The organism is Mycolicibacterium sp. 624 (genome assembly GCF_040548615.1).
Lineage (GTDB): Bacteria > Actinomycetota > Actinomycetes > Mycobacteriales > Mycobacteriaceae > Mycobacterium.
In genome coordinates this window covers 1,002,242-1,028,988 of sequence record NZ_JBEPRZ010000002.1, presented here as the reverse complement: position 1 = coordinate 1,028,988, position 26,747 = coordinate 1,002,242, and the positions used below count along the sequence as shown (strand labels likewise).

Genomic DNA, 26,747 nt, shown 5'->3' with positions numbered 1-26,747 from the left:
AGGCTTTGTTTCCGTTCATCGAAGGGGGTCGACGGCGCGCAGCGCAGCCGGTGTCTGGCGTGTTGTCATCTGCTGCGCGAGCAGTTTTCCGGTGATCGGGCCCAGGGTGATACCCCACATGCCATGGCCGCCCGCGATGAAGACCGCAGGGTTGGTCGATCGCCCGATTAGAGGGAGGCCATCGGCAGTGCATGGCCGCGCACCCACCCACTCGTCCTCGCGCTCGTCCAGGTGAGCACCGGACAGCAGTTCCGAGGCCGCGTCACGCAGCACGCTTATGCGCCGAGGGTCCGCGGGCGCTTCGACATCGCGAAACTCCATCATGCCTGCGACGCGGAGGCGATCGCCGGCAGGCGTGCAGGCCACTCGCTGGGCGGGGAAGTACACGGGTCCGAGCGGGAGGTGGTCGACCTTCACGGTGAAGCTGTAACCGCGTCCGGCCTGCACCAGCCGTTTGACGCCGTAGGGCTTGACGAGGTTGTTGAGCCGGGCCCCGGTCGCGATCACCACGGCGTCGAAGTGCCGGCCTGCGACCCGTACGCCAGCGCCGTCATCGTCGATGCGGTCAACGGCCGTGTCGCGCACGATGGTGCCGCCCCTGGCCTGAACTGAATCGGCGACTGAGTGGACGAAGGCCGCAGGATTGAGGAACCGCTCGTCGAGAATGCGGATCGCGGCGTTGACCTCGGAGGACAGTGCGGGCTCCTCCGCGCGCGCCCGCTCTCCGTCGAGTAGCTCGAAGTTGACCGACTGGCCCGCTGCACGGATCTGTTCGAACTCCTCGAGCAGCACCTTGCGATCGGTTGCGTTGCGATAGGCGGCGATGAAAGGAACTGCGGGAAGCGACTTCTCCGCGAGGCTCAGTTCCATTTCCTCGAACGCGGCAAGCGCTTCGTTGTTGAGCGGGATCAGTGCCTTCATGGCCTTCTCCCACCGGGTGGCGGTGCTGTTGCGCGCGAACTGCGCAAGAAAGCGAAGCAGCTTCGGGTTGAGGCTGGGCGGGACGTAGACCGGTGAGGAGGGGCTCAGCAGGGCCCGCAGTCCGTACTTCAGCACCGCGGGCTCCGGCAGGGGAGTGGCGATGCTGGGCGTCAGCCAGCCGGCGTTACCCCAACTCGATCCGGCGGCGACGTCCTCGCGATCAAACACAGTGACATCGACGTCGTGCTCCTGCAGGTACCAGGCGGTGCACAGGCCGACCATGCCGGCACCGATCACCGCGACTCGCTTCAGTGGCGCACTGTTTGTGTTCACGCACTACATACTGTGCCCTGCAATCCATTAGGGGCGATGTCAGAACTGGACACCATGGCAGCTCGCGGCTGTTCGGGATCTACAGTCTGTTCATGCTTCAAGGCGTGGATTTCTGCGAGGCGTTGGGTACCGGGGTTGCAACGACCCTGGTCGAGGGCAGCCCACGTGTTGTGACAGCGGTGCACCTGTGGGGTGACCACTTGGCTGCAGGCGCCGGTTCGCTGATAGCTGCCGTCGGTGCCACCGAGGAGCAGATGCAGAGGCAGGTCGTCGAGCTGGCCGCCAGTGTCGCCGCTGCCGTAGTCGTTCTGCCGCAACCAGTCTCAGATGCCGTCCGAGCCTGCGGCGCCGAGCGGGGCGTCACGTTGGCGGCGTTGAACCCACAGATGGACTGGTCGCAGTTCATCTGGTTGGCGCGCGGACTGTTGCTGGACGGCCAGGCGGACGTGACGCGTCCCGCATCGGCGCAGCAGCGGTTGTTCGCGTTGGCCGAGGTGGTGGCCAAGATTCTGGACTCGCCGGTCACGATCGAAGACGCCCGCAGCCGTGTGGTCGCCTACTCGGCGACCACACACCGTGCCGACGTCACCCGGACGTCAACCATCATGGGCCGCGCAGTTCCGTCGGATGTCCTGAAGCGATTGCGGGCCAGTGGGGTTCTCAAGAGGTTGGCCCGGGAGAGCAGCCCGTTTCTGGTGCCGGCCGAGGAGCCGGGCTTTGCGCAGCGTCTCGTCATCCCGCTACGCGTGGGCGGCCAGCTGATCGGTTCGATCTGGGCAATCTCAGATGACGACCTCGATCCGGATCTCGAGGCGCGCCTGTTTGCGGCGTGCACCGCGGTCACGTTGCATCTCGTGCGGTTCTGCGCCGAACTCGAGGTGGCAGGAAGGTACTCGATAGGTCGGCTCCGCGCGGCGCTCGCTGGTGAGGTCGCCGCCGACCAGCAGGACGCGTCACTGGTTGCTGAGCCAGTCAGAGTTGTGGCTCTGCAACGACTCTCAAGCGTCGGCCCGCGCGAGGATCTGACCCTGTGGCGGACGTTCCTGCGGAAGAAGTCCTGGGAGGATCCTGTGCTCGTCGATGTCGACGCACAGGTGTTCGCCGTGGTCGGCGAGCGACCCGGCCCGGGCGGCTGGCCATGGCTGAACGATATCGCTGAGTCCGCCCCCGGGGCGCTCGGAGCGAGCAGAGTCACCGCAGGTAGCTCTGGGTTGGCGGCGGCCCGTGTGGAAGCGGTCGATACGCTGGCCGCGGCGCGCGACTTGAGGCATCGCTCTGCGACACACGAACAGGTTTGGGACGCCATCGTTTTGAGCCGCGCTGTCACCGCGGTTCACACCGTGGCGCAGAGCGAATTGCAGCGCTTGCGCGATGCCGATCGCCTCGAGGGCACCGAGCTCGCCGGCACCGTGCGTGCCTGGCTCGAGCACTGGGGGGACGTCAACGCCGCCGCGGCCATGTTGAATGTCCATCCGAACACCGTGCGACTGCGGATGAAGAAGGCCGAGCGAATCATGGGTGCAGACCTGGATACGCCAGGTAAGCGGGTCGCCGCCCTGCTTCTGTTACATGACCGCGGGCGGTGACGAACGAGGATGTGTCCGACGCGTCAGGATGTGGGGCCGGGAGCCTTGCCCGCGCACGCCCGCTGCGCGTCAACCCAGGTTTGCGGGTCGACTCCAGGCGGTGCGGCAGGACCGGCGGGTGGTGTGGAGATCCCGTGCTCGGCAAGGCATTCGGCGTAGCCGCCGTGGCCGATCGGGGTGGCCGGCGCCGACGGTGACGGTGATTGGGCGGGTTCGGCCGCAGCACCACACGACGTGAGCGCTACGGCCGCGGCGAGCGCGCCGAGCAGGTGTGTGGGTCGCACTAGCCGACGAATCGAGTCAGTCGGGCCGAGAGGTGGGGCACCAGTCCGCCGTCGGCGTCGACGCGTTCCTCGACGTAGGCGAGATCACCACCCTCGACGATGCCGTACAGCCGCTTGGCGCCGCCGACCAGCGCACCCGACTTGCTGCGTGCCAGCGCGTCGGTGGCCAATTCCCAGGACGACTGCGTGATGGGACTGCCGTAGAACAGCTCGACATAGCCGGCGGAGTGGGCCAGCAGTAGCTCGATGGCCTGGGACTCGCCCGGGTCGGCCGGATCGTCGACGAACCGCCAGAACCCGGTCTCGCGCAGCCAGGCGACCTCGAACTCGCCGGTCTCGGACAGCCGCCACGACCGGGAATCCCAGTTGAGGTAGTCGCGGCCATCGTGCGAGACCACGATCTGCTGGCCGAATCGGTAGTCGCCGTCGGAGTCGCGGCCCTCGCCCTCGCCGCGCCAGACACCGACCATCGGCAACAGGGCCAGCAGTGCGTCATTGAGCCCGACGCCAAGCCGGAGGTTTGCTGTGTCCGCGGGAACCGGCAGATCGTCGAACCCGGGGATGTTTCGGCCCGCGGTCTCCCTGGCGCGTTCGGCGGCCGCAGCAACGGCGCGGTCGCCGGATCCCGGGGTCAGACCGCTCGTCGACGCGTCGTCAGAACTCACAACTCGTCAGTGACGAGCCGGTACAGCGCATAGACCGCGAACCACGTGATGACCACGACGGCCACGACTAGCAGCAACTCGAAAATCAGAACCACGATGTCATCCTAGTTCTTCGGCGGGGCCTCGGCTCGGGGGGTGCCCCCGCTTGCCGATGCCCCGCCTCCGCACTGGGTCAGGCGACCTTGACGTCGATCTCGTGGATACCGGCGCCGGACGGGGCGATGCTGGCATCGCCGTTGCCGGAGGGCGACAGTGCGCGCAGCGTCCACGAACCCGGTGCCGCGAAGAACCGGAAGTCACCGGTCGCCGACGCGACGACCTCTGCGGTGAACTCGTCAGAGCCGTCGAGAAGGCGCACGAATGCCCCACCGACGGTCTGGCCGGCGCCATCAACGACGCGGCCGGTGATGACCGTCTCCTTCTCGAGGTCGACGCCCGAGGGCAACGTCACGCCTTGCTTAGGTGCAGAGCACATATTTAACTTCCCAACTCAATCGGGGCACCCACCAGGGAGCCGTATTCGCACCAACTGCCGTCATAGTTCTTGACGTTCTTGTGGCCCAACAATTCCTGCAGCACGAACCAGGTGTGCGACGAGCGCTCACCGATTCGGCAGTACGCGATGATCTTCCTCTCGCCATCCAGGCCGGCCTCCGCGTACAGCTTGGCCAGGGCCTCGTCGGACTTGAAAGTGCCGTCCTCATTGGCTGCCTTGCTCCACGGCACGTTGATGGCACCGGGTACGTGGCCCGGACGCTGGCTCTGCTCCTGCGGCAGATGCGCCGGCGCCAGGATCTTGCCCGAGAACTCGTCGGGGGAGCGGACGTCCACCAGATTCTTCTCGCCGATCGACGCGATCACCTCGTCGCGGAACGCACGGATGTCATTGTTCGGGGCCTTGGCCACATATGAGGTGGATGGCCGGTCGACGGTGTCGCTGGAGAGCGCACGCCCGTCGAGTTCCCACTTCTTGCGCCCGCCGTCGATGAGCTTGACGTCGTCGTGGCCGTACAGCTTGAAGTACCAGTAGGCGTAGGCCGCGAACCAGTTGTTGTTGCCGCCGTACAGGATCACGGTGTCGTCGTTGCCGATGCCCTTATCCGACAGGAGCTTCGAGAACTGCTGCTGGTCGATGAAGTCACGCTTGACGGGGTCCTGCAGGTCCTTCTTCCAGTCCAGCTTCACCGCCCCGGCGATATGACCGACGTCGTAGGCCGACGCGTCCTCGTCGACCTCGACGAACACGGTGTTGGGGGCCTCGAGGTTGTTCTCAGCCCATTCGGTGCTGACGAGCACGTCACTGCGAGCCATGTAGGGATTCCTTTCGATTGCTGTGGGGTTCAGTGGGGTGTTGGGGTTCAGGCGGGGACGTGAGGTGTTTCCCTCACTCGACGCAGACGAGCGACGAGCGGGTACAGCTGACAGCCCAGACAGATGTCGAAGGCGGCGTTGAGGAATGCGGCGATCAACGCGAGGGCGGTTGCCGTCCACCCCAGCGCTGTCCAGCCGAGCGCGAAGCCGACTGTGCCTGCCACCGCGAAGATGAGGCCGACGAACTGCGCGAACTTCAGGGGCGGTACGGGCTCGCGCTTGGTCACCGGACCGAGCCGGGGCGAGATGAGCCTGGCGAAGATCTGACCGTAGGGCTGCCTGCGGGGGCCACCGAGTGCGCCCACGGCGAAGACCACGCCCTGGGCGGCGAGAAGTAGCGCCGCTGTGGTGTGGCTGACGGCAGAGGTGAGCAGGGCCGCCACGATGACGGCCGTGGTCACCCACGCGGAAAAACGCGGACCGCGAACGTCAACCTGATCAAAGTTCTGGTTCGACACGAATTGCTCCTGCTGTTGGACAGTTGTTGGTGGGCACACCACGAGGGGCTGCTCCGAGTGCGACGCGAAAAGGGCGCGGGACTCAGCAGCTACAACAACAACAGCAACAACCCGCGACGCGGCACAGATCGACTGCGCGGCGCTTGGTGAGCATGGGCTCAAGGCGGGCGGACACGACCGACAGCTTACCCAAAGACCGCGTCATTGGGCCAATAGCGGTTCGACGGCCGACCGCAGGTCAGCGACCCTGGGCACACCGGTGGCGCGATATCGCCTGCGGCCGTCGACGTCGAAGACGAAGGTCGTCGGCAACGACAGCACTGAAAGGCGCCGTGCCGCGTCTGGATTGGCGTCCATATCGATCTCGACGTGAGCGACGGCGGGTAGCTCCGCGCATACCTGGTCGACGACACGGCGTACGGCCGCGCACGGTCCGCACCACGTGGCGGTGAAGTGGACGATGGTCGGTCCGGTCGTCGACAGGCCCAGGTCGCTGGTGTCGACGGAGTCCTCGGCCGACTGGGCGCGCATCAGGCCGGCCCGCAGCGTCATCAGTCGTCCGATCACGTAGGCCACGCCCAGCGCGCCGACGAGGATCGCGATGACCGCGACGACCGAAGTGCTCATGACTGTCGGAACCCATCCAGGGGCAGGGTTAGTCCCTCGGCGATGCCCTCGACGATGACGTCGGACCCGCGGGCGCCTCCGCTGGTGGGTGCGATGCCGAAGGGCAGCCGCATGCCCGGCAGGCGGGTGGTGAATGCGGCGAGCACCGCGGCGAGCTGCTCGTCGGGCACCTCCTGGTCGGCGGTACCGGGCCCCGTGAGTACGCCGGTGGGTGTCAGTGCCACCGTCGTCCGATCCTCGCCGACGATCGTCAGGTCCACGGAGACGCTGACCCGCAGGTCCAAACCGGCCGCGGTGGGCGTACCGGTGAACACCAGGCCGTGGCTGTCGGATATGCCCGACTCGGTGGTGCCCCCGGTGGCGTCGTTGGTCTCCCGCGTCGGCGCCTCGACGAGAAGGTCCTTGACGCCCATGAAGCGGCCGACGTGAGTCGAGTCGACGATGATGCGGCTCTCGACCTTGCCGACCTGCAGGGTGGTGTCGGGCGCGACCAGCCAGGACGACCCGCTCGGGTCGACGTCGTGCAGCGTGGACTCCAGTGAGACCTTCCCCACCAGGGGGTGCGCGACACCGTAGGCGCGCATCTCCACCTCGCCGTAGTGGTGCTCGCGCGCCTGGGTGAGGAACGGGAAGCCCAGGATGCTGACCCACGGGTCAAAGCCCAGGTCGTTGGCGGTCCTGACGCTGCGGGCCCAGCGGTACTCGGCGTAGATCGCGGCCCCGAAGTCCACACCGACGGCTGCGACGACGAGCGATGTCAGGCCCGCGATGAGACCGATCAGGATCCTGCGCACTGCCACATTCTGGCGTACTGGTGGGTGGGCACCCGCTCAGCGCGGCTAATTCGCAGGTGGCACGCTATCGTTAGGCGATCGTTGGTCGGTAACGGCCACGTGTCAGCCATGAATCTGGGCTGTGACCAGACACCGTCGGCGTAGCCGGGTCGGGTCGGCGTCCCGGAGCGTGATGGAGGACCCGTTGGATCTTTTACTTCTGACCGTCGACCCGCATCCCGAGTCGGTCCTGCCCTCGCTGGCGTTGTTGGCGCACACCGTGCGTGCCGCGCCGACCGAGGTGTCCTCACTTCTCGAGGCGGGCAGCGCTGATGTGGCGATAGTCGACGCACGCACCGACCTGGCCGCTGCCCGTGGGTTGTGCAGGCTGCTCGGCACCACGGGGACGTCGGTTCCCGTCGTGGCCGTGGTCAACGAGGGCGGCCTGGTGGCCGTCAGTGTCGAGTGGGGTCTCGATGAGATCCTGCTGCCCAGCACCGGGCCCGCCGAGATCGACGCCAGGCTGCGGCTGCTCGTCGGCCGCCGAGGTGGCGTCGCCGACCAGGAGAGCCTCGGCAAGGTGAGCCTCGGTGAACTCGTCATCGACGAGGGCACGTACACCGCGCGCCTCCGTGGCCGGCCACTCGACCTCACCTACAAGGAGTTCGAGCTGCTGAAGTACCTCGCACTGCACGCCGGACGGGTCTTCACCCGCGCGCAGCTGTTGCAGGAGGTGTGGGGGTACGACTTCTTCGGCGGCACCCGGACAGTCGACGTGCACGTGCGACGGCTTCGCGCCAAGCTCGGCCCGGAGTACGAGGCGCTGATCGGCACGGTCCGCAACGTCGGCTACAAGGCGGTGCGGCCCGCTCGCGGTCGCACGGCCGCCCCGGAGCCCGACCCTGCCGACGACGTGGACGATGTGGACGACTACGCCGCAGAGAACTACGACACGGCGCCCGAGAACATGTCGGACGCCTTCGACCCCCTCCGCACGCAGTGATGATCGCCTGGCACCCAACACTGTCCGAGGCCGAGCAGCGTCGGATCCGCGACATCGTCGATGCCACTACGGCGGCTGACGGTGTCGCCCCGGTGGGGGACGGGGTGCTCCGAGAGTTGCCCCACGACCGCACCCGGCACCTACTGGCCGTCGATGATGAGGCCGCCGATGGTTCTGGGATCGTCGGCTATCTGAACCTGGTGCCGGGGTCCGCAGAGGCACCCGCAATGGCCGAGGTCGTCGTGCACCCCGCGGCGCGAAGGCGCGGTATCGGTTCGGCGCTGGTCCGAGCCGGGCTCGCCGAGGGCGGTGACGGTGCCAGGATCTGGGCACACGGCAATCTCGAGGCCGCCCGCGCGTTGGCAAAGTCGTTGGGCCTGAACAGCGTTCGTGAACTGCTACAGATGCGACGGTCGCTCGCCGACCTACCCGAGGTGACCGTGGCGCCCGGCGTACGGCTGCGCACGTACGCCGGACCCGCCGATGACGCCGAGCTGCTGCGCGTCAACAACGCGGCGTTCTCCTGGCATCCCGAGCAGGGCGGGTGGACCGAGGCTGAGGTGGCCGAGCGGCGCGCGGAGTCCTGGTTCGACCCGGAGGGGCTGTTCCTGGCGTTCGACGAGCAGACCGGCGGACTGCTGGGCTTTCACTGGACGAAGGTTCATAGCCCCGGGCCCAGTGGGCAGGAGCAGAGCGACCCCGGGAATGGCTTGGGTGAGGTCTACATCGTCGGCGTCGACCCCGCGGCCCAGGGCCGTGGTCTGGGAGCCACGCTGACACTGGTCGGCCTACACCATCTGAGTGACCGGCTGGGGCCCTCCGCCACCGTGATGCTTTACGTCGAGGCAGATAACTCAGCCGCGGTGAAGACGTACGAGCGCTTGGGATTCGATGTTTTCAGCGCTGACGTGGCGTACACCGCCGGTTAGCCTCTCAGCTGTGTAATCGCTGAGCCTGTTCACTTCACGTTCACCTTTCATCCGCGAACCGTCCATGACGGCCGCATACGTTGCCGGAGAGTCCGAAGACGTCAACTGAAAGTGGGATCAGTGAAGCTCAATCGCATTGGCACTGCGTTGTCCATGACCGCAGCCGCCGCTCTCATGCTGACCGCTTGCGGCAGTGACAACAACGCGGGCCCGGCATCGACGAGCGCCTCGGGTGCCGCGTCGTCGTCCTCCGCGGAGTGTGGCGGCAAGAACTCGCTGACGGCCGAGGGTTCGACGGCCCAGCAGAATGCGATCGCCGAGTTCAACAAGGTGTGGGGTCAGGTCTGCGCGGGCAAGACGCTGGCGTACAACCCCACGGGTTCTGGTGCGGGCGTCGACCAGTTCATCGCCAAGCAGGTCGACATCGCAGGTTCCGACTCGGCGCTGAAGGACGATCAGGTCGCGAAGGCCGCCGAGCGCTGCGGCGGTAACGAAGCCTGGAACCTGCCGCTGGTGTTCGGCCCCGTCGCGTTGGCCTTCAACGTCGAGGGTGTCGACAAGCTCGTCGTCAACGGCGACGTGCTGGCCAAGATCTTCCAGGGCCAGATCTCCAAGTGGAACGACCCGGCCATCGCCGCGCTCAACGAGGGCGTCAACCTTCCCGATGCCGGCATCACGCCGATCTACCGCTCGGACTCCTCGGGTACCACCGACAACTTCCAGAAGTACCTTGGCGCTGCCGCTCCGGGAGCGTGGACCAAGGGTGCGGGTAAGGAATTCCAGGGCGGCGCGGGCGAGGGTGCGCAGAAGTCGTCCGGTGTCGTGCAGGCGATTCAGGCCACCCCGGGCTCCATCGGCTACGTCGAGAAGGGCTTCGCTCAGCAGGCCGGACTGCCCTACGTCCAGATCGACAGCGGAGCCGGTGCTGTCGAGCTCACGGACGAGACCACTCAGAAGGCCGTTGACACCGCCACGTTCAAGGGTGAGGGCAACGACCTGACGTTGGATCTGGATGCGTTGTACGCCAGCAAGGAAGCCGGTTCCTACCCGCTGATGCTGGCGACCTACGAGATCGTCTGCTCCAAGGGCTACGACGCCGACACGGCTGCGGCCGTGAAGTCGTTCCTGACGGTGGCGGCCAACGAGGGCCAGGCGAATCTGTCGGCGGCGGGCTACGTCCCGCTTCCGGCCGCGTTCAAGGAGCGTCTGCTCAAGTCCGTCGACGCAATTGCCTAGCGACACATAAGCCAGCGAGAATGTCGTGAGGACGGGGTCAGGACGTAATGACCGATAGGGTCACCGACGGGATAACAGTGACAACACCGAATCCAGCCGACGCGGGGTCGGGTGAAGTCATCGCTTCACCGTTCCCCGCGCCGGAACCGATCTCCACCGACCCATCCAGGGGCGGCAAGGTGCGCCTGGGGGATCGGATCTTCCGCGGGCTCTCGGAGGGCTCCGGCATCCTGATCATCGTCCTCATCGGGGCGATCGGGGTCTTCCTGTTGTGGCGCGCCATACCGGCGCTCACCCGCAACACGGAGAACTTCTTCACCTACGGCGGGAACTGGGTCACCACCGACACATCGGCGATGCAGTTCGGCATCCTCGACCTATTGCAGGTGACGGTCTTCGTCTCGGTGTTCGCACTGATTCTGGCCATGCCGGTGGCGCTGGGTATCGCCGTCTTCCTGACGCAGTACTCGCCACGCCGGTTGGCCGGTCCGCTGGCGTATCTGGTCGACCTACTGGCAGCCGTGCCGTCGATTGTCTACGGCGTGTGGGGCCTGTATGTGCTGGCACCAGTGCTCAAGCCGTTCGCCCTGTTCCTCAACGAGAACCTGGGCTGGCTGTTCCTGTTCAAGACGGGCACGGCATCGGTGGCGGGAGGCGGCACGATCTTCACCGCGGGCATCGTGCTGGCGGTGATGATCCTGCCGATCATCACCGCGGTGACGCGCGAGGTGTTCGTGCAGACTCCTCGCGGTCAGATCGAGGCCGCGCTCGCGCTCGGTGCGACACGCTGGGAGGTGGTCCGGACCACCGTGCTGCCGTTCGGCATGTCGGGGTACATCAGCGGCGCGATGCTCGGCCTCGGTCGCGCACTCGGTGAGACCATCGCGCTGCTGATCATCCTGCGCGGCACGCAGACCGCGTTCGGTTGGTCGCTGTTCGACGGGGGCTACACCTTCGCCAGCAAGATCGCCGCCACGGCAAGCGAATTCAACGACCAGTACAAGGCGGGCGCCTACATCGCGGCCGGCCTGGTGCTGTTCATCCTGACGTTCGTGGTGAACTCGCTGGCTCGCGCCGCGGTCGCCGGGAGGGGCGCAAAATGACGTCGACATTGGACGCGCCCGTCAAGGCGCCCACCTTCCAGGGCGTCAGTGCGCGCCGCAAGTTCACCAACAACCTGGCCACGGTGCTGGTGACCGGCTCGGTAGTGGTCGCGCTGGTGCCGCTGGTGTGGGTGCTCTACTCCGTCATCACCAAGGGCATCGCGGCCCTGACGTCACCGACGTGGTTCACCAACTCCCAGGCGGGCATGACGGCGTTCTCCCCGGGAGGCGGCGTCTACCACGCCATCGTCGGCACGCTGCTGCAGGGCTTGGTGTGCTCCCTGATCTCGATCCCGATCGGCGTCTTCGTCGCGGTGTATCTCGTCGAATACGGCGGGGGCACCCGGCTGGGCAAGGTCACCACGTTCATGGTGGACATCCTCACCGGTGTGCCGTCCATCGTGGCAGCGCTGTTCATCTACGCGCTGTGGGTGGCCACGCTGGGCTTCCAGCGGTCGGGCTTCGCGGTGTCGCTGGCGCTGGTGCTGCTCATGATCCCGGTGATCGTCCGTGCCACCGAGGAGATGCTGCGCATCGTCCCGATGGATCTGCGCGAGGCGAGTTACGCACTGGGCGTGCCGAAGTGGAAGACCATCGCACGCATCGTGATCCCGACGGCGTTGTCGGGCATCGTCACCGGCATCATGCTGTCACTCGCCCGCGTCATGGGCGAGACGGCGCCGCTGCTCATCCTGGTCGGTTACGCCCAGGCGATGAACTTCGACATGTTCGGCGGGTTCATGGGCTCGTTGCCCGGCATGATGTACGACCAGATCTCGGCAGGCGCGGGGGCGAACCCGGTGCCCACCGACCGGCTGTGGGGCGCGGCACTAACGCTGATCGTGCTGATCGCCCTTCTCAATGTCGGTGCCCGACTGATCGCCAAGTTCTTTTCACCCAAGCAGGCTTAGGAGTCTCGATGGCCAAGCGTCTGGATCTCAAAGACGTCAATATCTACTACGGGTCATTCCACGCGGTGGCCGACGTGGCGCTGGCGGTGCAACCGCGCAGTGTCACGGCATTCATCGGCCCCTCGGGCTGCGGGAAGTCGACGGTGCTGCGAACCCTCAACCGAATGCACGAGGTGATCCCCGGCGCCCGCGTCGAGGGCTCGGTGCTGCTCGACGGTGAGAACATCTACGGTGCCGGTGTCGACCCGGTCGGTGTTCGAAAGACCATCGGCATGGTGTTCCAGCGGCCGAATCCGTTCCCCACCATGTCGATTCGGGACAACGTGGTGGCGGGCCTGAAGCTGCAGGGCGTGCGCAACAAGAAGTCACTCGACGAGGTGGCCGAGCGCTCGCTCAAGGGTGCCAACCTGTGGAACGAGGTCAAGGACCGGCTCGACAAGCCCGGCGGCAGCCTGTCCGGCGGCCAGCAGCAGCGCCTGTGCATCGCGCGCGCCATCGCGGTGCAGCCCGACGTGTTGCTGATGGACGAGCCGTGCTCCGCGTTGGATCCGATCTCGACGCTTGCCATCGAGGATCTGATCTCCGAGCTCAAGCAGGACTTCACCATCGTGATCGTCACGCACAACATGCAGCAGGCGGCGCGGGTGTCCGATCAGACGGCGTTCTTCAACCTGGAGGCCACCGGCAAGCCGGGTCGTCTCGTTGAGCTGGACGACACCGAGAAGATCTTCTCCAACCCGACTCAGAAGGCCACCGAGGACTACATCTCGGGCCGCTTCGGTTAGGGAACCAACACCACTCTGGTCCCGGACGGCTCGACCGTCGTCCACACTCGCTCGACATCAGCGAGTGGGCGGGCCTGTGTGCGTAGGTGCAGTCGGCCGTCGGCGACCATGTCGAACAGTCGCGGCAGCGCCTCGGTGCGCGCCCGTGCCATGTCATCGGGCGGAACGCTACCGAGCCCGATCCCTGACATGACGATGCCCGTCCCACGCAGCAGACCTGCCTGCAGGCTCATCGTGGGCCCGGCCATCGAGCCGATCTGCACCCACCGGGTGCGGTGGTAGTGCGCGGCGGAGTGACTGGCGGCCAGCGCGCTCAGCGTCCGTTCGGCAGGTTCGCCCCACAGGTAGTCGAGCACGGCGTCGAAGGGTCGCTCAGCGTGGAGTGCGGTGACGCGAGCGTCGAGGTCGTCGTGCCCCAGCGCGATGGCGTCATCGGCGCCGACTGTGCGCAGCCAGTCGAGACGTGCCGTGTCGCGGCCCGCGACGACCACCCGCCCTGCGTCGAAGAGTGAACTCGCCAACTGCACGGCCATCGACCCGGTGACGCCGGTGGCACCGAGCACGAGCACGTGGTCGCCTGCCCTCACCGCAGCGCCGAGTTCGAGTGACAGCCATGCCGAGACACCGGGATTGGGGATTGCGGCCGCAGTGACCGAGTCGATGCCATCGGGTAGTTCGAAGGCACCGTGCTGGCTGATCAGGGTGCGCTGCGCCATCATTCCGTGGGGGGCGAGCGCCCCGGTGTAGAACCGGCGACCGTCAGGAAGCCGCACGACCCCGTCGACGCCCGGCACCGTCGGTAGCTCGATCTCCTTGCTGGCGTAGTGCGCTCCCGTCACCAAGCCACGGGTGAGGTTGGTCAGCGCGGATGCCTCGACGGCGGCGACTATCGCCCCGTCTCTTGGCTGTGGTTCCGGGAAGTCGGTGTAGACCGGCGGCCGGCCCCACTCGTCGACTACTGCAGCCTTCATCGGAGTTCCCATCGTTTCGGTAGAAATGGTTTCTTCAGAAACTATGGCCCGAGTGCGTGTGCCCTGTCAAGATTGTTTCCGTGAAAACTAAGTCGGCGTTGATCGCGACCATCAACGACCTGCTCGGTGCAGTGGGGGACAAGTTCGACGGTGATGAGGATGGTGATGCCGAGCGCGATTTCATGGCGCAGCGGTGCCCTCCACAGCTTTTGGACAATGTGCGATCACTGCCCACGCTCTCGATGCACCTGCTCGCCGGCATCGCTGACGGACCGGTCAGCGTGGTCGGGCTGGCCGCTAGAACCGCCCAGTTGAAGGGCACGGTCTCCAAGCACGTACAGCGACTGGTCGAGGCGGGCCTGGTCGTGCGCGAACCCATCCCGGGCAATCGCAAGGAGGTCCAGCTCAGCCTCACGGCTGATGGTGACGCCATCGCCGAGGCTCACCGCGAGTTGCATGACGAGATGCGAAGGGGTCTGGAGGCGTTCCTCCAGCGCTACGCGAACGCCGATCTGCAGGTGATCGCGACGGTTCTGAGCGATGTGTTGGCCGCCCGCAAGGTCGGGGTCCGGATTGTGCCCGGCGAGTGACGCAGACCCCGGTCAGTGCGGCGTGGAGAGTTCCTCTTCCTCGGGGAAGTGTCCGGTGACCTGGAAGATGACCCGGCGTGCGACCTCGACGGCGTGGTCGGCGAAGCGCTCGTAGAAGCGGCTCAGCAGCGTCACGTCGACGGCGGCGGTCACGCCGTGCTTCCACTCCCGGTCCATCAGCACGTTGAACAGGTGCCGGTGCAGGTCATCCATCGCATCGTCTTCCTCACGGATGCGGGCGGCCTTCTCGGGGTCGCGGGTGAGGAGGACCTCCTGGACGCTGCCGCTGAGTTCGACCGCCACTCGCCCCATCTCGGCGAAGTAGCCGTTGACCTCCTCGGGCAGTGCGTGCTGGGGATGCCGACGCCGGGCGATCTTGGCGACGTGCAGTGCGAGCGCGCCCATGCGGTCGATGTCGGCGACGATTTGGATCGAGCTGACGATCGCCCGGAGGTCGCCGGCGACGGGCGCCTGAAGGGCCAGCAACACGAACGCGGACTCCTCGGCGCGCGCGCTCAGTGCCACGATCTGCTCATGGTCGGTGATGACCTGTTCGGCGAGCACCAGGTCGGCCTGCAGCAGGGCTTGAGTCGATCGCTCCATCGCGGCGCCGGCAAGTCGGCACATCTCTCCGAGTTGGTCGGACAGGGCAGCCAGCTGCTCTTGATAGGCGGTTCGCATGCCGTCAGCCTACGTTCTGTGCCACGCAATCGTCACGATGTCCCAGGTGAACGAACGGTGAATGGCGATTCCCCGTGAGTCACTCGCAGGTGGTGTCCGCCGCGTTGGTCACGGTGAGGTCCTCGGGCAACTCGGTCGGTGTGCTCGAGTTGGTGCCCTTGACGACCTGAACCTGGACCGGTGAGCCGCTCGGGGACGGTGCGCCCACCGAGTAGAAGTCGGCGCCGAGCACCACCTGGATCTCGCTGCCCATGCCGGGCACCTGCTCGATGGTGTTCTTGGCGAACGCGGAGGCCACGGTGGCGGCGGCCTGTTCGTTGCCTGACGAGTAGAAGACCGTGGTCGAACTGAGCGGTCCCGGGTAGTCGTCGGGATCGGTGACGACGAACCCGTGCTGCTGCAGTTCGCTGGCCGCGGTGGCCGCGAGGCCGCTCTCGCCGGTCGAGTTGGACACCCGGACAGTGACGTCACTGGGATCGGTGGTGACCGCGTCAACGGTCTGACCGTTGCTCTTCTCAGCCGGCGCGGACTCGGAGGTGGACGGCTGCGACCCCGAGCCGGGGGTTGCCTCCGGCGTCTCCGGAACTGGGGTGTTGTCCGCGTTCTTCTCCTCGGGCAACGGGTCGTCGTCGATGATCGCGTCGAACAGTGCACGCATGTCGTCGGTGCGCGGCGTCTCGTTGCCGTACTCGTCGGCGTATCCGACCGTCGGCACCGTCACGAACGTGATTCGGCCGGCGTTCACACCCTGGATGGACTGGCCGAGGTCGACGAGGTCCCTGGTGTCGATGTTGTCGACGTAGCTGTCGTTGATGAACATGTTCACGACGTTGTTGAGCTTGCTCAGTGAGAAGAACGTGTCCTTCGAGATCAGGGAGCGCAGCAGCGAGGAGAGGAACAGCTGCTGGCGTTTGATCCGGCCGTAGTCGCCGTTGGTCTCGGTGACGACCTGGCGGGCGCGCACGTACTGCAGCGCGGTGTGACCGTCGATGAGCTGAGGCCCGGCGTTGGCCAGCACGGTGCCGAGTTCGTAGTCCTCGAGCGGCGTGGTGGTGCAGACCTCGACGCCGCCCAGTGCGTCGACCATCTTGGAGAAGCCGGCGAAGTCGACGGCCATGAAGCGGTTGACCGACAGGCCCGAGAGCTTCTGAATCACCTTCACCAGACACTTGGGTCCACCGACGGCGTAGGCGGAGTTCAGCTTCGTCTCGGTGTAGGCCTCTTCGAGCCCGTACATGGGGGAGTCGGGGTCGGTGATGGGCCCGTACTTGCCCGTCTTCGGGTCCCACGGTTCGCACAGGATGGGTGTGATGGCCAGGTCGCGCGGGAACGACACGGCGACAACGCGTTTGCGGTCGGCCGGGATGTTGACCAGCATGATGGTGTCGGATCGCGCGCCCGCGGCGTCGTCGGTGGTGCCCGCGCCGAGTTCGCTGTTCTCGCCGATGCGAGTGTCGGTTCCGACGATGAGGAAGTTCTCGTCACCGAACTGAGCGTTGGGGTCGAGGATGTCGCGCGAGTTGGGATCCAGCGCCGAGACCCTGTTGAGGTTTCCGTTCTTCACCGACTGCCACTGCCACGCCGCGCCAGTGAGGGCCAGCGCCAAAACGGCTATCAGGGCGGCGGCAACGCGACCGACGATCATCGCCGAGTGCATACCGCGCCGTCGCCCGGTCTCGCCGGCTTGCCGCGCCTTCCCGATGCGGGCTGGCCTCGCGGCCCGTCGCGGCTCCTCGGACAGCACAGGCAGCTCATCGGAGTGGGCGGATATCGCGGGGAGGATGTCGGTGGCGGGGTCGAAGCCGGGGTGGTCGTCCCGTTCCGGGTAGTCGCCGCGTTCCGGGTAGTCGAGGTACTCGGCCACCGGCGCCGGATCAACGGGCGGCAGCTCAGTCGGTGGCTCGGCCGGTGGTTCGGAGGACTCCTCACGCGAGCGGTGGCGCCGCGGGCGGCGCGTGGACCGCTCAGGTGGTGAGGCGCCGGCCACCTTGGCGATCAGATCGGCGACGGTCACACCGTCGGTGTGATTCCCCGTCGGCGGTGTGCCGGGTTGGTCGGCGTTGGGTTCTTGGATGTCGGATTCTTGTGCCGCGGCGCGCTCCCACGGCGCGGCGCCTCGCATTGACCGCGGCGATCGGGTAAGCCATTTATTGTCGCCAGCGGCGTCATCCGGGCGTGGACGGCCGGGAGTGTGGTTCTCACCGTCACTCATGTCCTACCGGCCTCCGACTCCGCCCATGGCGCAGAAATCCTGAAAAGTGCTTCTAGTCTTGTAGCAGCATGATGTGGCGCTCCGCCACCGGAACCGGTGGCGATGAACCCACATCGTACGGAGCAATACTGAGCGTCAGCTAGTCCAGCGACGTGTCAGTGCCGTCTCGATGCTGTCTCAGATCGCGCTAAATGCTCGGCTGAATCATCCTCCCGAGTGCATGACGTCAGCCCCGGCGGGCACCGTGCAGTCGTCGGGATCGGTGAGCCAGCCCTCTGGCAGCGATACCGATGCCGCCGATCCCTGGCGCCCGCGCGGCCCCTCGGCGGCCTGCGGGAACGGGACGTCGGGATCGAGTTTGGACAGCAGGTCGTCGAGTTCGGACCGCGTCTTGACCAGTGCCAATGCGCGACGAAGGTCAGCGCCGGCGGGGAACCCGTGCATGTACCAGGCGACGTGCTTGCGGATGTCGCGCATACCCTTCTCCTCGCCGAAGTGGTCGGCCAGGAGTTCGCCGTGGCGGCGGATGATGTGGGTCACCTCACCGAGGGTCGGTGGGGTGGCAGGAGCGCGTCCGGCGAACGCGGCGGAGAGTTCAGCGAACAACCACGGCCTACCGAGGCAACCGCGCCCGATGACGACTCCGTCACACCCCGTGGCGGCCATCATCTCCAGGGCGTCGCTGGCGGCGAAGATATCGCCGTTGCCGAGGACCGGGATATTCGTGACGTGCTGCTTGAGCGCCGCGATCTGATCCCAGTCGGCGGTGCCGGAGTAGCGCTGCGACGCCGTCCGCGCGTGAAGCGCGACGGCGGCTGCACCCTCCTCTGCGGCGATCCGGCCTGCGTCCAGGTGGGTGTGGTGGGCGTCGTCGATGCCGATCCGGAATTTCACCGTGACGGGGATCCCGGTGCCGTCGACGGCCCGTACGGCCGCCGCCACGATCTGGCCGAACAACTTGCGCTTGTAGGGCAGTGCCGCCCCGCCGCCACGCCGTGTGACCTTGGGAACCGGGCAGCCGAAGTTCATGTCGATGTGATCGGCCATGCCCTCGTCGGCGATCATCTTGGCCGCCGCGTAGGTGTTGGCCGGATCGACGGTGTACAGCTGCAACGATCGCGGCGTCTCCTCGGGAGCGAACGTCGTCATGTGCATCGTCACCGGGTGACGCTCGACCAGTGCGCGCGCGGTGACCATCTCGCAGACGTAGAGGCCGCTGACCGTGCCCTCGCGGGCGAGTTCGAGTTCGCGGCACAGGGTGCGGAACGCCACGTTGGTGACACCGGCCATCGGGGCCAACACGACGGGACTGCGCAACGCGATCGGCCCGATCCGCAGAGCGGACCGGGCCGGTGCGTCGGCCAGGGGCCGGGAGTCGGTTAGGACGACGATGACGTCACCAGAAGGTTCTTCATCGCCTTCTTCTCCGCCACCTGCCGCTCACGCTCTAGGCGGCGCTGCTTGGCGGTCTCGAACTTCTTGCAGGTCTCCTCGAGTTCCTCGATGAGCTTGCCGAGGTCATCGCGCATCTCGGCGGCCTCGCCGGTGAAGTCCTCACGCTCGAAGATGCGCCACTTCTTCAGCACCGGCATCACGACGTCATCGAGGTGGATCCGGGGGTCGTATACGCCGCCGACGGCGATGATCACGGCCTTGCGACGGAACTCGGGCACCGTGTATCCGGGCATCTTGAAGTTGCGCAGCACGCGGTGCAGCGACTTCATCGCCTGGTTGGGGGCGATGTCCATACCGGCGGCCGACACGTCCCGGTAGAAGATCATGTGCAGGTTCTCGTCGGCTGAGATTCGGCCGAGCAGCTGGTCGGCGACCGTCTCGTTGCAGGCCTTGCCGGTGTTGCGGTGGCTGACCCGAGTGGCCAGCTCCTGGAACGTCACGTAGATGACCGAGTCGAACAGGCGCTCGGCGAACATCTCGCCCTGCTGGCCCTGGCCGGGGCTGAATCCGCGGGTGACCTGCTCGAGGCGCAGGGTCTCCAGCTCGACGGGGTCGATGGCCCGGGTGACCAGGAGGTAGTCGCGCAGCGCGATACCGTGCCGGTTCTCCTCGGCGGTCCAGCGGTTGACCCACCAGCCCCAGGGGCCGTCCATGGTGAAGTTCATGGCGATCTCGCGGTGATACGAGGGCAGGTTGTCCTCGGTCAACAGGTTCTGCACCATGGCGGTCTGCGCGATTTCAGACAGCTTGGACTCCTCGGGCGACCACTCCTGGCCGCCGAGGGCGTAGAAGTTCTTGCCGTCTGACCACGGGATGTAGTCGTGCGGGTTCCAGTCCTTGCGCATCGACATGTGCCGATTGATGTTCTGCTCGACGACCGGCTCTAGCTCCTGCAGAAGCTGCAGGTCGGTGAATTCCTTCGACATGGCGCCTCCGAGTTATCTGTACCTGTTGGTTGCAGTCAATATATCTGTGAATGTCGGTGACATTCAAGCTTGCCATGATGTTGTGTGACGCGTGTTGCGGAAGTGGATTCAAACCGTGACCGCCCGCGACGGCGGCGTTGTACTATCCGTTGACTCCATTGCCCTCCAGCAAAACAGAAAATCGCCCCGGCGGTGACGAAAGGTCGCACCAATCGTGAAGAGGTTCTTGGTCCTCGGTGCCAGTGCATTCGGAACTACGGCGATGGCGGTGGGGTTGCTGGGCGCGGGGGTTGCCAGCGCTGACGACGGGGTCGTCGGCCAGACTTTCGCCGACGCGAAAGCCGCGCTGAGCAGGCAGGGGATGTCTGCTCAGGTCGCCACCACGGTGGGTGACCGCAAGGACTGGAATCAGTGCATCGTCTCGAGCGCGACCCCGGCGGCGTCGATCGACGGCTACGGCGACGGGCGCCGCAGTGTGATGAACGTGCATCTCAACTGCTACGCGAAGTACGGCACCGCGCTGTGGCCCGGGTACTCCCTGCAAAGCCCCACGGGTCGCAAGATGTGGGAGGCCGATATGGCCAAGAAAGAGGCGCGGGAAGCCAAGCAGCGCGCCGCCGCGGCTCAGGCCGAGCTCGACCAGCTCGCGGAGGCCGGTGCCCAGACCGGCGCCGAGTGAGCTCGGAGTAAACGCCAGCTTGCAGACCATTTCTCACCCGTCACACTAGAACTGCGCGCGGGGCTCGACGGCGGTACCATCCCCGAGCAGCTATTGGATTGGTAGAGAGGTCGAACGTGAAGAAGTTCATCGTTATGGGGTCCGGCGCAGTGTGCGCGTTCGCGATCTCCGCGGCACTCGGCACGGGCGTCGCGGCCGCCGATGACTACGCGGGCCAGACGTATGCGGATGCCTCCTCGGCGGCAAGTGATGCCGGCCAGTCGGTAGTGGTCGCGGCCAGGGTCGGCGACAAGGTCAGCCAGGACGAGTGCCTGGTCACCCGCTCGCAGCCCACACCCTTCACCAGCGCCGTCGATGGCTCCGCCGTTGACGGCATCCAGTTCTACTTGAACTGCAATGGTGGCGTCGCCTCCGAGACGAAGCCGGGTAACTCCCTGGCCAGCCCTGCCGGCCGCGAGGCCAAGGCGGCCGAAGAAGAGGCCGCGGCGGCCGAGCAGAAGGAACTCGAACAGGTCAGCACCCCCGACGAGTAGTCAGGGGAGGCGCGTCTAGCGCCGTTTGGTCAATGCGATGACACCCGGCTGAGCAGCATGTCGACGCAGTAGTCGATGAACTGCTCGCGGGTTGTCGTCAGGCGCCCGTTGAGATACGCCGTGAACAGCGCCGTGAGTGCGCCGACCAGGCCCGTGGCGACCATCGCCTGCACGGCGGCATCGGTGATCCGCGTCAGCTTGTGCTGAAGCAGGTCGATGAACGTCGGCATCCATTCCGCGCCGGACCGGGCCAACACGGGTTCACTCTCGGGTGCGATCAACAGCACCCGGCCTCGAACCGGGTCGTCGACCATCAGGGCGACGAAGCGTTCGACGGCGTCGCGTGGGGTGGTCGACGAGGTCAGCGCCGACATCGCGGTGCTGCACACGTGGTCGTAGACCGCACGGACGAATTCGTCACGGTCGGCGAAGCTCTCGTAGAAGTAGCGCTCCGTCAGGCCGGATTCGCGGCACACGGCGCGCACTGTCAGCGCCGGACCGGCTTCGCCGCCCAGGAGATCCACCCCCGCGGCGACAAGCTTGTCGCGGCGCATCGTCTGACGATCCTCCAGTGGCACACCGGACCACTGGCTCCGTCGTTGACCTGACGCCACATCCCTCCTAAGCTCGCGGGTGACAACGCTCGTAGTCAGAATATCGTCTGACCGTCAGGAGATACCCGCCAGTGACTCAAGATACGTCCCCGGCCTGCCCCGTCACCAGCGACGCGGCGATCAGCGGTGGCTGCCCCGTCGCTCCCGGCGGCTATGACGGGCCTCCCGAGGCACTTGGGCCGGACTCGCTGACATGGAAGTACTTCGGCCAGTGGACCGGTCTGTTCCAGGGCACCTGGGCGGGTTCGATGCAGAACATGCATCCGCAGCTGGGTGCGGCGGTGCAGGAGCACTCGATCTTCTTCATGGAGCGGATCCCGCGGCTGCTGCGATCGATCTATCCGATCGGCGGCGTGGTCTTCGACGGTGACCGCGCGCCGATGACCGGCGCCGAGGTGCGGGATTACCACGTCGGCATCAAGGGCGTCGACGAGCAGGGCCGGCGGTACAGCGCGCTGAACCCGGAGGTCTTCTACTGGGCGCACGCCACGTTCTTCAAGTCGACACTGCTCGCGGCCGAGAAGTTCGGCGGCGGGATCAGCGAGGCCGACAAGCGTCAGCTGTTCGACGAGCACGTCACCTGGTACCGGATGTACGGGATGAGCATGCGGCCGGTGCCCAAGTCCTGGGAGGAGTTCCAGGAGTACTGGGATCACATGTGTAACAACGTGTTGGAGAAGCACTACGCGGCGACTGAGGTCATGGATCTGTCCACCATGCCCAAACATCCCTCCCTGCGCTGGATTCCGGATCCGCTGTGGGCGCTGAACCTCAAGGTCATGCAGCACTTCCTGACGTTCATGACTGTGGCCCTTTACGATCCGCCGGTGCGGGAGCTGATGGGGTACACCTGGTCACCCCGTCAGGAGTTCGTGCACAGGCGGCTCTGCGATGTCATCACACTCGCCACCAAGGTGCTGCCCAAGCGGATGCTGATGCATCCGCGGAAGCGTTCCGCGGTCGATCGGGCCACGGGCCGGCTGCCCGCCGATGCCCCGCTGGTGCAGACGCCGGCGCGCAACCTGCCGCCGGTGGAGTATCGCGGTCAGCCGCAGTTCTACTGCCCGAAGGTCTGAGGGCGTACGGCGGTGTGGCCCGTCCACGCCCAGCCGTCGAAGTAGCGCAGCCGCCATTGGCTCACCGGGTCGGTGAACCATCCGGCCCGCGCGGGAGGGTATCGCCCGAACACACCGCGGGGGTCGCCGTAACCCGTGAGGCGGTTCTCGAACTCCGCGCGTGCGCGTAATCCGGCGCGCTCGATCGACCGCGCACGGCGCGTTCGACGGATCGCGATCAGCGTTGCCGCCGTGGTCAACACGGCCAGAGTCGCGTACCAGCCCTGCAGTGACAGCCAGACCGCGAGTGCCACTGAACCGGCGACCAGAGCCGGATGGCGTCGCCAGAACCTCGAGTTGACCGGATACAGCATCGGCTTCGATTCTACGATTCGGCAGCACTCGGTGCCGCGGCTAGCGTGGGCACGATGAAGGACCCGGAACTCGTCGGTGGGCGATACGAACTCCGCGGGCTCCTGGGACGCGGCGGCATGGCCGAGGTGCAAGCGGGGTGGGACGTCCGCCTCGAACGCCCCGTGGCGGTCAAGCTGCTCCACCGCGCACTGCTGACGGATCCGGAGCACCGGGCGCGGTTCGAGTTCGAGGCTCGCTCGGCCGCGGCCCTGAACCATCCGAACATCGTCGTGGTGCACGACGGCGGGGAGCACCGAGGGGTGCCGTATCTAGTGATGGAGCGGCTGCCCGGGGCGTCGCTCGCCGATGCCGTCGCGCGTGGGCCGATGCCGCCCGACGCCGTGCGTGCCGTTCTGATCGACGTTCTGGCCGGGCTGGGTGCCGCGCACGCGGCGGGCATCCTGCACCGCGACGTGAAGCCCGCCAACGTTCTGTTCGGGGCGTCGGGGGAGGCCAAGCTCGCCGACTTCGGCATCGCCAAGTCCGGCGGCACGGACCTCACTCGGGTGGGCCAAATGGTGGGCACCATGGCCTATCTGAGCCCCGAACGCATCGCCGGACGGCCCGCGACGCCAATCGACGATCTCTACGCGGCGGGAGTGGTCGGCTACGAGGCGCTGACAGGCCGCATGCCCTTCCCGCAGAACGAGCCGGCCGCGCTGGTGCGCGCGATCGCCGAGCACGACCTGCCGCCGCTGGCGACGGTACGTCCCGACGTCGACCCCGTACTGGCGGGCGTGATCGACCGCGCTATGTCCTCGGATCCCGCGCAGCGGTTCGGCAGTGCCGAGGCCATGCGCGCGGCCCTGCTCGGAGTCCGCCCGCCGACGCGGGTCATGGCAGCGCCGCCGTTGCCGCTCACCGGTGCCCTCATGCCGCCACCTCCGTCGGGACGACGACGAAAGTTGTTGGCTCTCACAGCGGGTGCCGCGGCCGTGGTGCTGGCGCTGATCCTGGTGATCGCCGAGGCGACGAGTTCGGGGCCCGGCACCTCCGTGCCGCCCACGACTTCATCTTCGACAAGCTCCACCACGTCGTCGGCTGTGCCCGTCACCACGTCGGTCACCTGGCCAACGACCTCGGCGACGACGATGGAGCCTCGGCAACGGCCAGGCAACGGCAACGGCAACGGACCGCCGGGCCGCGGCAACGAGAAGCCGAAGAAGCCCAAGCACGACGACTGACGTCACCCGCCGGGGTTCGGTGAACTAGCGCCCGACGATCGAGCCGAATTCGGGGCAGTAGATCTTGACGGCTGCGCGCATCACGTTGGCGGCCTGCCCCTTGGTCATGCCGGCGTTGGTGAGGCGGCCCACCACTCCGCGCACGACGGGCACCGGATTCGGTCCCTGGGCGCCGCCCTGGGTGAGCAGGGTGCAGACGTCGTGGCCGAGTTTGACGGCCTGCTCGGGGGACTCGACGGTAATGCCGAGGGCCGACACGACTTCGGTGAACTGGTCGTCCTGCGATGTGGCACCGGCCGTCGCCGCACCGATCAACACCGAGCAGCCGAGGGTGGCGGCAGCGATCGCCGAGGCGGCGGTCCGGGTAATCAAGCGGCGATGCATCGTGGCTCCAGATCGTAGGGCTGGTGACGAACACGATAGTGGTCGCGTTCGCGTTCCTCCCGCTGAGTATCGAGGAGCGAGGATGCGTCGTTACTCCGAGCATGCTGGCGCCGGTAGACGCTGTTGTGCCCCCACCAGGGCTCGAACCTGGGACCTGCGGATTAAAAGTCCGTAGCTCTACCAACTGAGCTATAGGGGCGCGGGGAATCACCTTACTTGGCGACCCCGTTTGAGGATTCGGGTGTCGGTAACCTAAGCTATCGAAGCTCCCAACGGAACAGTGTTGATGAGTACCCCGGAGAGATTCGGATTAGGCCCCCATCGTCTAGTGGCCTAGGACGCCGCCCTTTCACGGCGGTAGCACGGGTTCGAATCCCGTTGGGGGTACGCAACGCGGTAACGCGGAGCACAGCAGGAAAGCAGTACAGCAGGAAAGCAAGGCCCTGTGGCGCAGTTGGTTAGCGCGCCGCCCTGTCACGGCGGAGGTCGCGGGTTCGAGTCCCGTCAGGGTCGCCAGTTCGGCGAGGATTCTCGGTCGTAAAAGGCCGAGAGCCTTCCGGCCAGGTAGCTCAGTTGGTACGAGCGTCCGCCTGAAAAGCGGAAGGTCGCCGGTTCGATCCCGGCCCTGGCCACCATTCTTTACCTGCATAGACACGGGTTATGCACTCGGTTGTCGGTTTGATTCGTCCGGTTCTTGTCCGGTCTTGGGTGTTTGAATCTCAGTCGCGTGAAGCTGATCGAGGTTGGTTGCCACCTGGTCCAGCTCGTCGGAGTAAAGGTCGCTGTAGATGTTCGCGGTGACGGTTGGCGTCGAGTGGCCCATGGTCTTCTGCACGTAGCGCAGATCTGCTCCTGATTTTCTTGCCAGGCTTGCGTAGGTGTGGCGCAGATCATGAATGGTGAGCGGAGCCAGGTCGGTCTTCTTGAGGGCTTTGTTCCAGTGGGTGTGCCTGCGCCAGTTGTTGGACCGGAGCATCGCTCCGTTGGGTGATGTGACGGCGGGCTCATCGGCAGCGCGGCCAGCGATGCGCGGTTTCAAGGCGTCAGTGACGACCTGGGGGAGCGGGATGGTTCGGGTCCCGGCCGCCGTCTTGGTGGGACCGATGACGATCCGACCTTCGACTTCGGGCGCAGCGCGCCGAACGTACAGACGGCGAGCGGCCAGGTCGATGTCCTTGACGCGAAGGCCGACGAGTTCGGACCAGCGCAGGCCGGTGTAGGCGAGGACGGTCACAACGTCGCCCTGATCGCCACAGGCAGCGGCGAGTGTCTGAACTTCCTGCGCGGTCAGGTAGCGGTGACGCTCCCGCTCAGGAATACGACCCGCTGAGACACCGAGGGCGGGGTTGCGGTGGATGCGGCCGTCCTGGTGGGCGACGTCGAGAATCGAACGCAGGAGTCGCAGCGTGGACACCTTCGCCCATGGGCCGACCGTCAGGCCGTCGACGAACGCCTGGATGTCGGCACGGGTGATCTCGTCGACCGGCACGTGGCCGAACTGCGGCGCGATACGAAGACCCCAGTGCTGGGTGTACCCGCTCCAGGTCTTCGGCGACACAGCGGGCTTCTTGGAGTCGGAGAACTGTGTCCAGACCCGGTTCAGCGGTGTACGGCCCAGGCGCGGGTCGAACCGACGGGCGCCGAGCGCGGCTTCGTTGTCCCGTTCGGATTTGAACGCCTTCGCCTCGCGGAGGGTCGGGAACGTGGCCGATGTTTCAACCCAGCCTGACGGTACGTCGGGATCACGGATCAGGTAGCGAACTTGGTAGCGGGACTCTCCGGCCGTGTTGAGTCGCTTTCGGATGCCGCGTGGGGTGTTACCGGCCATTACCGACGCACCTGCTTCAGCCAGGACCGGACTTCGGCGCAGTCCCAGCGTCGCACCCGCTCTGACAACGTGTAGCAGGGCGGGCCGATCTGCTCGCCGGTCGTTTCGCGGATCGCCGCCCAGCGGTTGAGCGTCGCGGCCGAGACGCCGAGCAATGCTGACACTTGCTCTGCGGTCAGCAGTTCAGGGAAGGTTCCGGCGGTGAGCAGGGTTTCCCGGAGACCGTGGGTGACCAT

Annotated in this window: 31 protein-coding genes and 4 tRNA genes; 15 read left to right on the top strand and 20 right to left on the bottom strand. The window is 66.4% G+C overall.

Annotated elements, in window-relative coordinates; translation table 11 throughout:
* Positions 1–15: 15 nt before the first annotated feature.
* Positions 16–1,254: an NAD(P)/FAD-dependent oxidoreductase gene (locus tag ABIA65_RS12010; RefSeq protein ID WP_354523631.1), complete on the bottom strand. Its 1,239-nt coding sequence runs from the start codon at positions 1,252–1,254 to the stop codon at positions 16–18.
* Positions 1,255–1,346: 92 nt separating this feature from the next.
* Here ABIA65_RS12010 and ABIA65_RS12005 point away from each other — a divergent pair, with 92 nt between their 5' ends.
* The gene (locus ABIA65_RS12005; RefSeq protein WP_354523630.1) at positions 1,347–2,840 is read left to right on the top strand and encodes a PucR family transcriptional regulator; all 1,494 of its coding nucleotides are present in this window, start codon (positions 1,347–1,349) and stop codon (positions 2,838–2,840) included.
* 23 nt (positions 2,841–2,863) lie between these two features.
* Here ABIA65_RS12005 and ABIA65_RS12000 read toward each other — a convergent pair whose 3' ends face one another.
* The 8 genes from ABIA65_RS12000 to lmeA all read right to left on the bottom strand — a co-directional run bounded on the left by ABIA65_RS12000 (position 2,864) and on the right by lmeA (position 7,039).
* Positions 2,864–3,124 carry a hypothetical protein gene (locus tag ABIA65_RS12000; protein ID WP_354523629.1) on the bottom strand — a complete coding sequence of 87 codons (261 nt, stop codon included), beginning with the start codon at positions 3,122–3,124 and terminating at the stop codon, positions 2,864–2,866.
* Positions 3,124–3,789, bottom strand: a complete 666-nt coding sequence (locus ABIA65_RS11995) for a heme-binding beta-barrel domain-containing protein (RefSeq protein WP_241403116.1) — start codon at positions 3,787–3,789, stop codon at positions 3,124–3,126. The genes ABIA65_RS12000 and ABIA65_RS11995 overlap by 1 nt, the downstream gene beginning before the upstream one ends.
* Before the next feature lie 172 nt (positions 3,790–3,961).
* On the bottom strand, positions 3,962–4,264 hold the full coding sequence (locus ABIA65_RS11990; RefSeq protein WP_241403117.1) for a DUF1416 domain-containing protein: 303 nt from the start codon (positions 4,262–4,264) through the stop codon (positions 3,962–3,964).
* A 2-nt stretch (positions 4,265–4,266) separates the two neighbouring features.
* Positions 4,267–5,100 carry a sulfurtransferase gene (locus ABIA65_RS11985; RefSeq protein ID WP_241403118.1) on the bottom strand — a complete coding sequence of 278 codons (834 nt, stop codon included), beginning with the start codon at positions 5,098–5,100 and terminating at the stop codon, positions 4,267–4,269.
* A gap of 47 nt (positions 5,101–5,147) precedes the next feature.
* The gene (locus ABIA65_RS11980) at positions 5,148–5,618 is read right to left on the bottom strand and encodes a DUF4395 domain-containing protein (RefSeq protein ID WP_241403119.1); all 471 of its coding nucleotides are present in this window, start codon (positions 5,616–5,618) and stop codon (positions 5,148–5,150) included.
* Positions 5,619–5,700: 82 nt separating this feature from the next.
* Complete coding sequence (locus ABIA65_RS11975) at positions 5,701–5,823, bottom strand: Ms5788A family Cys-rich leader peptide (protein ID WP_354523628.1); 123 nt, start codon at positions 5,821–5,823, stop codon at positions 5,701–5,703.
* Positions 5,820–6,245, bottom strand: coding sequence for a thioredoxin family protein (locus tag ABIA65_RS11970; protein WP_241403120.1), 426 nt, complete (start codon positions 6,243–6,245; stop codon positions 5,820–5,822). Before ABIA65_RS11970 ends, ABIA65_RS11975 begins: the two co-directional genes overlap by 4 nt.
* Entirely contained in the window at positions 6,242–7,039 is a 798-nt protein-coding gene (lmeA, locus tag ABIA65_RS11965; protein ID WP_354523627.1) for a mannan chain length control protein LmeA, read from the bottom strand. The genes ABIA65_RS11970 and lmeA overlap by 4 nt, the downstream gene beginning before the upstream one ends.
* Before the next feature lie 184 nt (positions 7,040–7,223).
* On the opposite strand from lmeA, the gene ABIA65_RS11960 reads away from it, so the two are divergent.
* From ABIA65_RS11960 to pstB, 6 genes are all read left to right on the top strand, one after another.
* Positions 7,224–8,021: a winged helix-turn-helix transcriptional regulator gene (locus ABIA65_RS11960; protein ID WP_305853330.1), complete on the top strand. Its 798-nt coding sequence runs from the start codon at positions 7,224–7,226 to the stop codon at positions 8,019–8,021.
* Positions 8,021–8,950, top strand: coding sequence for a mycothiol synthase (gene mshD, locus ABIA65_RS11955; RefSeq protein ID WP_354523626.1), 930 nt, complete (start codon positions 8,021–8,023; stop codon positions 8,948–8,950). Before ABIA65_RS11960 ends, mshD begins: the two co-directional genes overlap by 1 nt.
* Positions 8,951–9,103: 153 nt before the next feature.
* Positions 9,104–10,186 carry a phosphate ABC transporter substrate-binding protein PstS gene (pstS, locus tag ABIA65_RS11950; protein WP_354523625.1) on the top strand — a complete coding sequence of 361 codons (1,083 nt, stop codon included), beginning with the start codon at positions 9,104–9,106 and terminating at the stop codon, positions 10,184–10,186.
* Between the two features lie 47 nt (positions 10,187–10,233).
* On the top strand, positions 10,234–11,289 hold the full coding sequence (pstC, locus tag ABIA65_RS11945; RefSeq protein ID WP_354523624.1) for a phosphate ABC transporter permease subunit PstC: 1,056 nt from the start codon (positions 10,234–10,236) through the stop codon (positions 11,287–11,289).
* Positions 11,286–12,200, top strand: coding sequence for a phosphate ABC transporter permease PstA (gene pstA, locus ABIA65_RS11940; RefSeq protein ID WP_241403126.1), 915 nt, complete (start codon positions 11,286–11,288; stop codon positions 12,198–12,200). Before pstC ends, pstA begins: the two co-directional genes overlap by 4 nt.
* Positions 12,201–12,208: 8 nt before the next feature.
* Complete coding sequence (gene pstB, locus ABIA65_RS11935) at positions 12,209–12,985, top strand: phosphate ABC transporter ATP-binding protein PstB (protein WP_241403127.1); 777 nt, start codon at positions 12,209–12,211, stop codon at positions 12,983–12,985.
* On the opposite strand, the gene ABIA65_RS11930 is transcribed toward pstB, so the two are convergent.
* Entirely contained in the window at positions 12,982–13,956 is a 975-nt protein-coding gene (locus ABIA65_RS11930) for a quinone oxidoreductase family protein (protein WP_354523623.1), read from the bottom strand. The genes pstB and ABIA65_RS11930 overlap by 4 nt on opposite strands.
* An 80-nt stretch (positions 13,957–14,036) precedes the next feature.
* Between ABIA65_RS11930 and ABIA65_RS11925 the strand changes: the two genes are divergently transcribed.
* Positions 14,037–14,546, top strand: coding sequence for a MarR family winged helix-turn-helix transcriptional regulator (locus ABIA65_RS11925; RefSeq protein ID WP_354523622.1), 510 nt, complete (start codon positions 14,037–14,039; stop codon positions 14,544–14,546).
* Positions 14,547–14,558: 12 nt separating this feature from the next.
* Here ABIA65_RS11925 and phoU read toward each other — a convergent pair whose 3' ends face one another.
* From phoU to ABIA65_RS11905, 4 genes are all read right to left on the bottom strand, one after another.
* The gene (gene phoU / locus ABIA65_RS11920) at positions 14,559–15,227 is read right to left on the bottom strand and encodes a phosphate signaling complex protein PhoU (RefSeq protein WP_241403130.1); all 669 of its coding nucleotides are present in this window, start codon (positions 15,225–15,227) and stop codon (positions 14,559–14,561) included.
* Positions 15,228–15,306: 79 nt separating this feature from the next.
* Positions 15,307–17,439: an LCP family protein gene (locus ABIA65_RS11915; protein WP_354523621.1), complete on the bottom strand. Its 2,133-nt coding sequence runs from the start codon at positions 17,437–17,439 to the stop codon at positions 15,307–15,309.
* Between the two features lie 204 nt (positions 17,440–17,643).
* Positions 17,644–18,777 (bottom strand): tRNA dihydrouridine synthase DusB, encoded by a 1,134-nt coding sequence (gene dusB, locus ABIA65_RS11910; RefSeq protein ID WP_354523767.1) that lies wholly within the window; start codon positions 18,775–18,777, stop codon positions 17,644–17,646.
* 41 nt (positions 18,778–18,818) lie between these two features.
* A complete protein-coding gene (locus ABIA65_RS11905) occupies positions 18,819–19,820 on the bottom strand; it encodes an acyl-ACP desaturase (RefSeq protein WP_241403132.1) in 1,002 nt (333 codons plus the stop codon).
* Positions 19,821–20,034: 214 nt separating this feature from the next.
* On the opposite strand from ABIA65_RS11905, the gene ABIA65_RS11900 reads away from it, so the two are divergent.
* Together ABIA65_RS11900 and ABIA65_RS11895 are read left to right on the top strand one after the other, a co-directional pair.
* The gene (locus tag ABIA65_RS11900; protein WP_354523620.1) at positions 20,035–20,499 is read left to right on the top strand and encodes a hypothetical protein; all 465 of its coding nucleotides are present in this window, start codon (positions 20,035–20,037) and stop codon (positions 20,497–20,499) included.
* 116 nt (positions 20,500–20,615) lie between these two features.
* The gene (locus ABIA65_RS11895; protein WP_241403134.1) at positions 20,616–21,032 is read left to right on the top strand and encodes a hypothetical protein; all 417 of its coding nucleotides are present in this window, start codon (positions 20,616–20,618) and stop codon (positions 21,030–21,032) included.
* A gap of 29 nt (positions 21,033–21,061) precedes the next feature.
* Here the strand turns inward: ABIA65_RS11895 and ABIA65_RS11890 are convergent, their stop codons facing one another.
* Positions 21,062–21,646, bottom strand: a complete 585-nt coding sequence (locus ABIA65_RS11890) for a TetR/AcrR family transcriptional regulator (protein WP_241403135.1) — start codon at positions 21,644–21,646, stop codon at positions 21,062–21,064.
* Positions 21,647–21,717: 71 nt separating this feature from the next.
* On the opposite strand from ABIA65_RS11890, the gene ABIA65_RS11885 reads away from it, so the two are divergent.
* Positions 21,718–22,722, top strand: a complete 1,005-nt coding sequence (locus tag ABIA65_RS11885) for an oxygenase MpaB family protein (RefSeq protein ID WP_354523618.1) — start codon at positions 21,718–21,720, stop codon at positions 22,720–22,722.
* Here ABIA65_RS11885 and ABIA65_RS11880 read toward each other — a convergent pair.
* Complete coding sequence (locus tag ABIA65_RS11880; protein WP_354523617.1) at positions 22,704–23,075, bottom strand: DUF2510 domain-containing protein; 372 nt, start codon at positions 23,073–23,075, stop codon at positions 22,704–22,706. The two genes, ABIA65_RS11885 and ABIA65_RS11880, sit on opposite strands and share 19 nt — an antisense overlap.
* A 54-nt stretch (positions 23,076–23,129) precedes the next feature.
* On the opposite strand from ABIA65_RS11880, the gene ABIA65_RS11875 reads away from it, so the two are divergent.
* Entirely contained in the window at positions 23,130–24,299 is a 1,170-nt protein-coding gene (locus tag ABIA65_RS11875) for a serine/threonine-protein kinase (RefSeq protein WP_354523616.1), read from the top strand.
* Positions 24,300–24,323: 24 nt separating this feature from the next.
* Here ABIA65_RS11875 and ABIA65_RS11870 read toward each other — a convergent pair whose 3' ends face one another.
* Entirely contained in the window at positions 24,324–24,683 is a 360-nt protein-coding gene (locus ABIA65_RS11870; protein ID WP_354523615.1) for a DUF732 domain-containing protein, read from the bottom strand.
* A 126-nt stretch (positions 24,684–24,809) separates the two neighbouring features.
* A tRNA-Lys gene (locus ABIA65_RS11865) sits at positions 24,810–24,882 on the bottom strand.
* Between the two features lie 115 nt (positions 24,883–24,997).
* Between ABIA65_RS11865 and ABIA65_RS11860 the strand changes: the two genes are divergently transcribed.
* The 3 genes from ABIA65_RS11860 (at position 24,998) to ABIA65_RS11850 (ending at position 25,318) form a co-directional block, all read left to right on the top strand.
* Positions 24,998–25,070: transfer RNA gene (locus tag ABIA65_RS11860), tRNA-Glu, on the top strand.
* 52 nt (positions 25,071–25,122) lie between these two features.
* Positions 25,123–25,199 (top strand) — tRNA-Asp (locus ABIA65_RS11855).
* 42 nt (positions 25,200–25,241) lie between these two features.
* Positions 25,242–25,318: transfer RNA gene (locus ABIA65_RS11850), tRNA-Phe, on the top strand.
* A gap of 23 nt (positions 25,319–25,341) precedes the next feature.
* On the opposite strand, the gene ABIA65_RS11845 is transcribed toward ABIA65_RS11850, so the two are convergent.
* Positions 25,342–26,511 carry a site-specific integrase gene (locus ABIA65_RS11845; RefSeq protein ID WP_354523614.1) on the bottom strand — a complete coding sequence of 390 codons (1,170 nt, stop codon included), beginning with the start codon at positions 26,509–26,511 and terminating at the stop codon, positions 25,342–25,344.
* Positions 26,511–26,747 carry a helix-turn-helix transcriptional regulator gene (locus tag ABIA65_RS11840; protein WP_354523613.1) on the bottom strand — a complete coding sequence of 79 codons (237 nt, stop codon included), beginning with the start codon at positions 26,745–26,747 and terminating at the stop codon, positions 26,511–26,513. The genes ABIA65_RS11845 and ABIA65_RS11840 overlap by 1 nt, the downstream gene beginning before the upstream one ends.

Bases quoted from the DNA above. Each gene is read 5' to 3' on its own strand.
- ABIA65_RS12005 (WP_354523630.1), top strand. From the start codon at position 1,347: ATGCTTCAAGGCGTGGATTTCTGCGAGGCGTTGGGTACCGGGGTTGCA.
- ABIA65_RS11990 (WP_241403117.1), bottom strand. From the start codon at position 4,264: ATGTGCTCTGCACCTAAGCAAGGCGTGACGTTGCCCTCGGGCGTCGAC.
- ABIA65_RS11985 (WP_241403118.1), bottom strand. From the start codon at position 5,100: ATGGCTCGCAGTGACGTGCTCGTCAGCACCGAATGGGCTGAGAACAAC.
- ABIA65_RS11975 (WP_354523628.1), bottom strand. From the start codon at position 5,823: ATGACGCGGTCTTTGGGTAAGCTGTCGGTCGTGTCCGCCCGCCTTGAG.
- ABIA65_RS11970 (WP_241403120.1), bottom strand. From the start codon at position 6,245: ATGAGCACTTCGGTCGTCGCGGTCATCGCGATCCTCGTCGGCGCGCTG.
- mshD (WP_354523626.1), top strand. From the start codon at position 8,021: ATGATCGCCTGGCACCCAACACTGTCCGAGGCCGAGCAGCGTCGGATC.
- pstS (WP_354523625.1), top strand. From the start codon at position 9,104: ATGACCGCAGCCGCCGCTCTCATGCTGACCGCTTGCGGCAGTGACAAC.
- pstC (WP_354523624.1), top strand. From the start codon at position 10,234: ATGACCGATAGGGTCACCGACGGGATAACAGTGACAACACCGAATCCA.
- pstA (WP_241403126.1), top strand. From the start codon at position 11,286: ATGACGTCGACATTGGACGCGCCCGTCAAGGCGCCCACCTTCCAGGGC.
- pstB (WP_241403127.1), top strand. From the start codon at position 12,209: ATGGCCAAGCGTCTGGATCTCAAAGACGTCAATATCTACTACGGGTCA.
- ABIA65_RS11930 (WP_354523623.1), bottom strand. From the start codon at position 13,956: ATGAAGGCTGCAGTAGTCGACGAGTGGGGCCGGCCGCCGGTCTACACC.
- phoU (WP_241403130.1), bottom strand. From the start codon at position 15,227: ATGCGAACCGCCTATCAAGAGCAGCTGGCTGCCCTGTCCGACCAACTC.
- ABIA65_RS11915 (WP_354523621.1), bottom strand. From the start codon at position 17,439: ATGAGTGACGGTGAGAACCACACTCCCGGCCGTCCACGCCCGGATGAC.
- ABIA65_RS11905 (WP_241403132.1), bottom strand. From the start codon at position 19,820: ATGTCGAAGGAATTCACCGACCTGCAGCTTCTGCAGGAGCTAGAGCCG.
- ABIA65_RS11880 (WP_354523617.1), bottom strand. From the start codon at position 23,075: ATGCTGTATCCGGTCAACTCGAGGTTCTGGCGACGCCATCCGGCTCTG.
- ABIA65_RS11875 (WP_354523616.1), top strand. From the start codon at position 23,130: ATGAAGGACCCGGAACTCGTCGGTGGGCGATACGAACTCCGCGGGCTC.
- ABIA65_RS11870 (WP_354523615.1), bottom strand. From the start codon at position 24,683: ATGCATCGCCGCTTGATTACCCGGACCGCCGCCTCGGCGATCGCTGCC.
- ABIA65_RS11845 (WP_354523614.1), bottom strand. From the start codon at position 26,511: ATGGCCGGTAACACCCCACGCGGCATCCGAAAGCGACTCAACACGGCC.
- ABIA65_RS11840 (WP_354523613.1), bottom strand. From the start codon at position 26,747: ATGGTCACCCACGGTCTCCGGGAAACCCTGCTCACCGCCGGAACCTTC.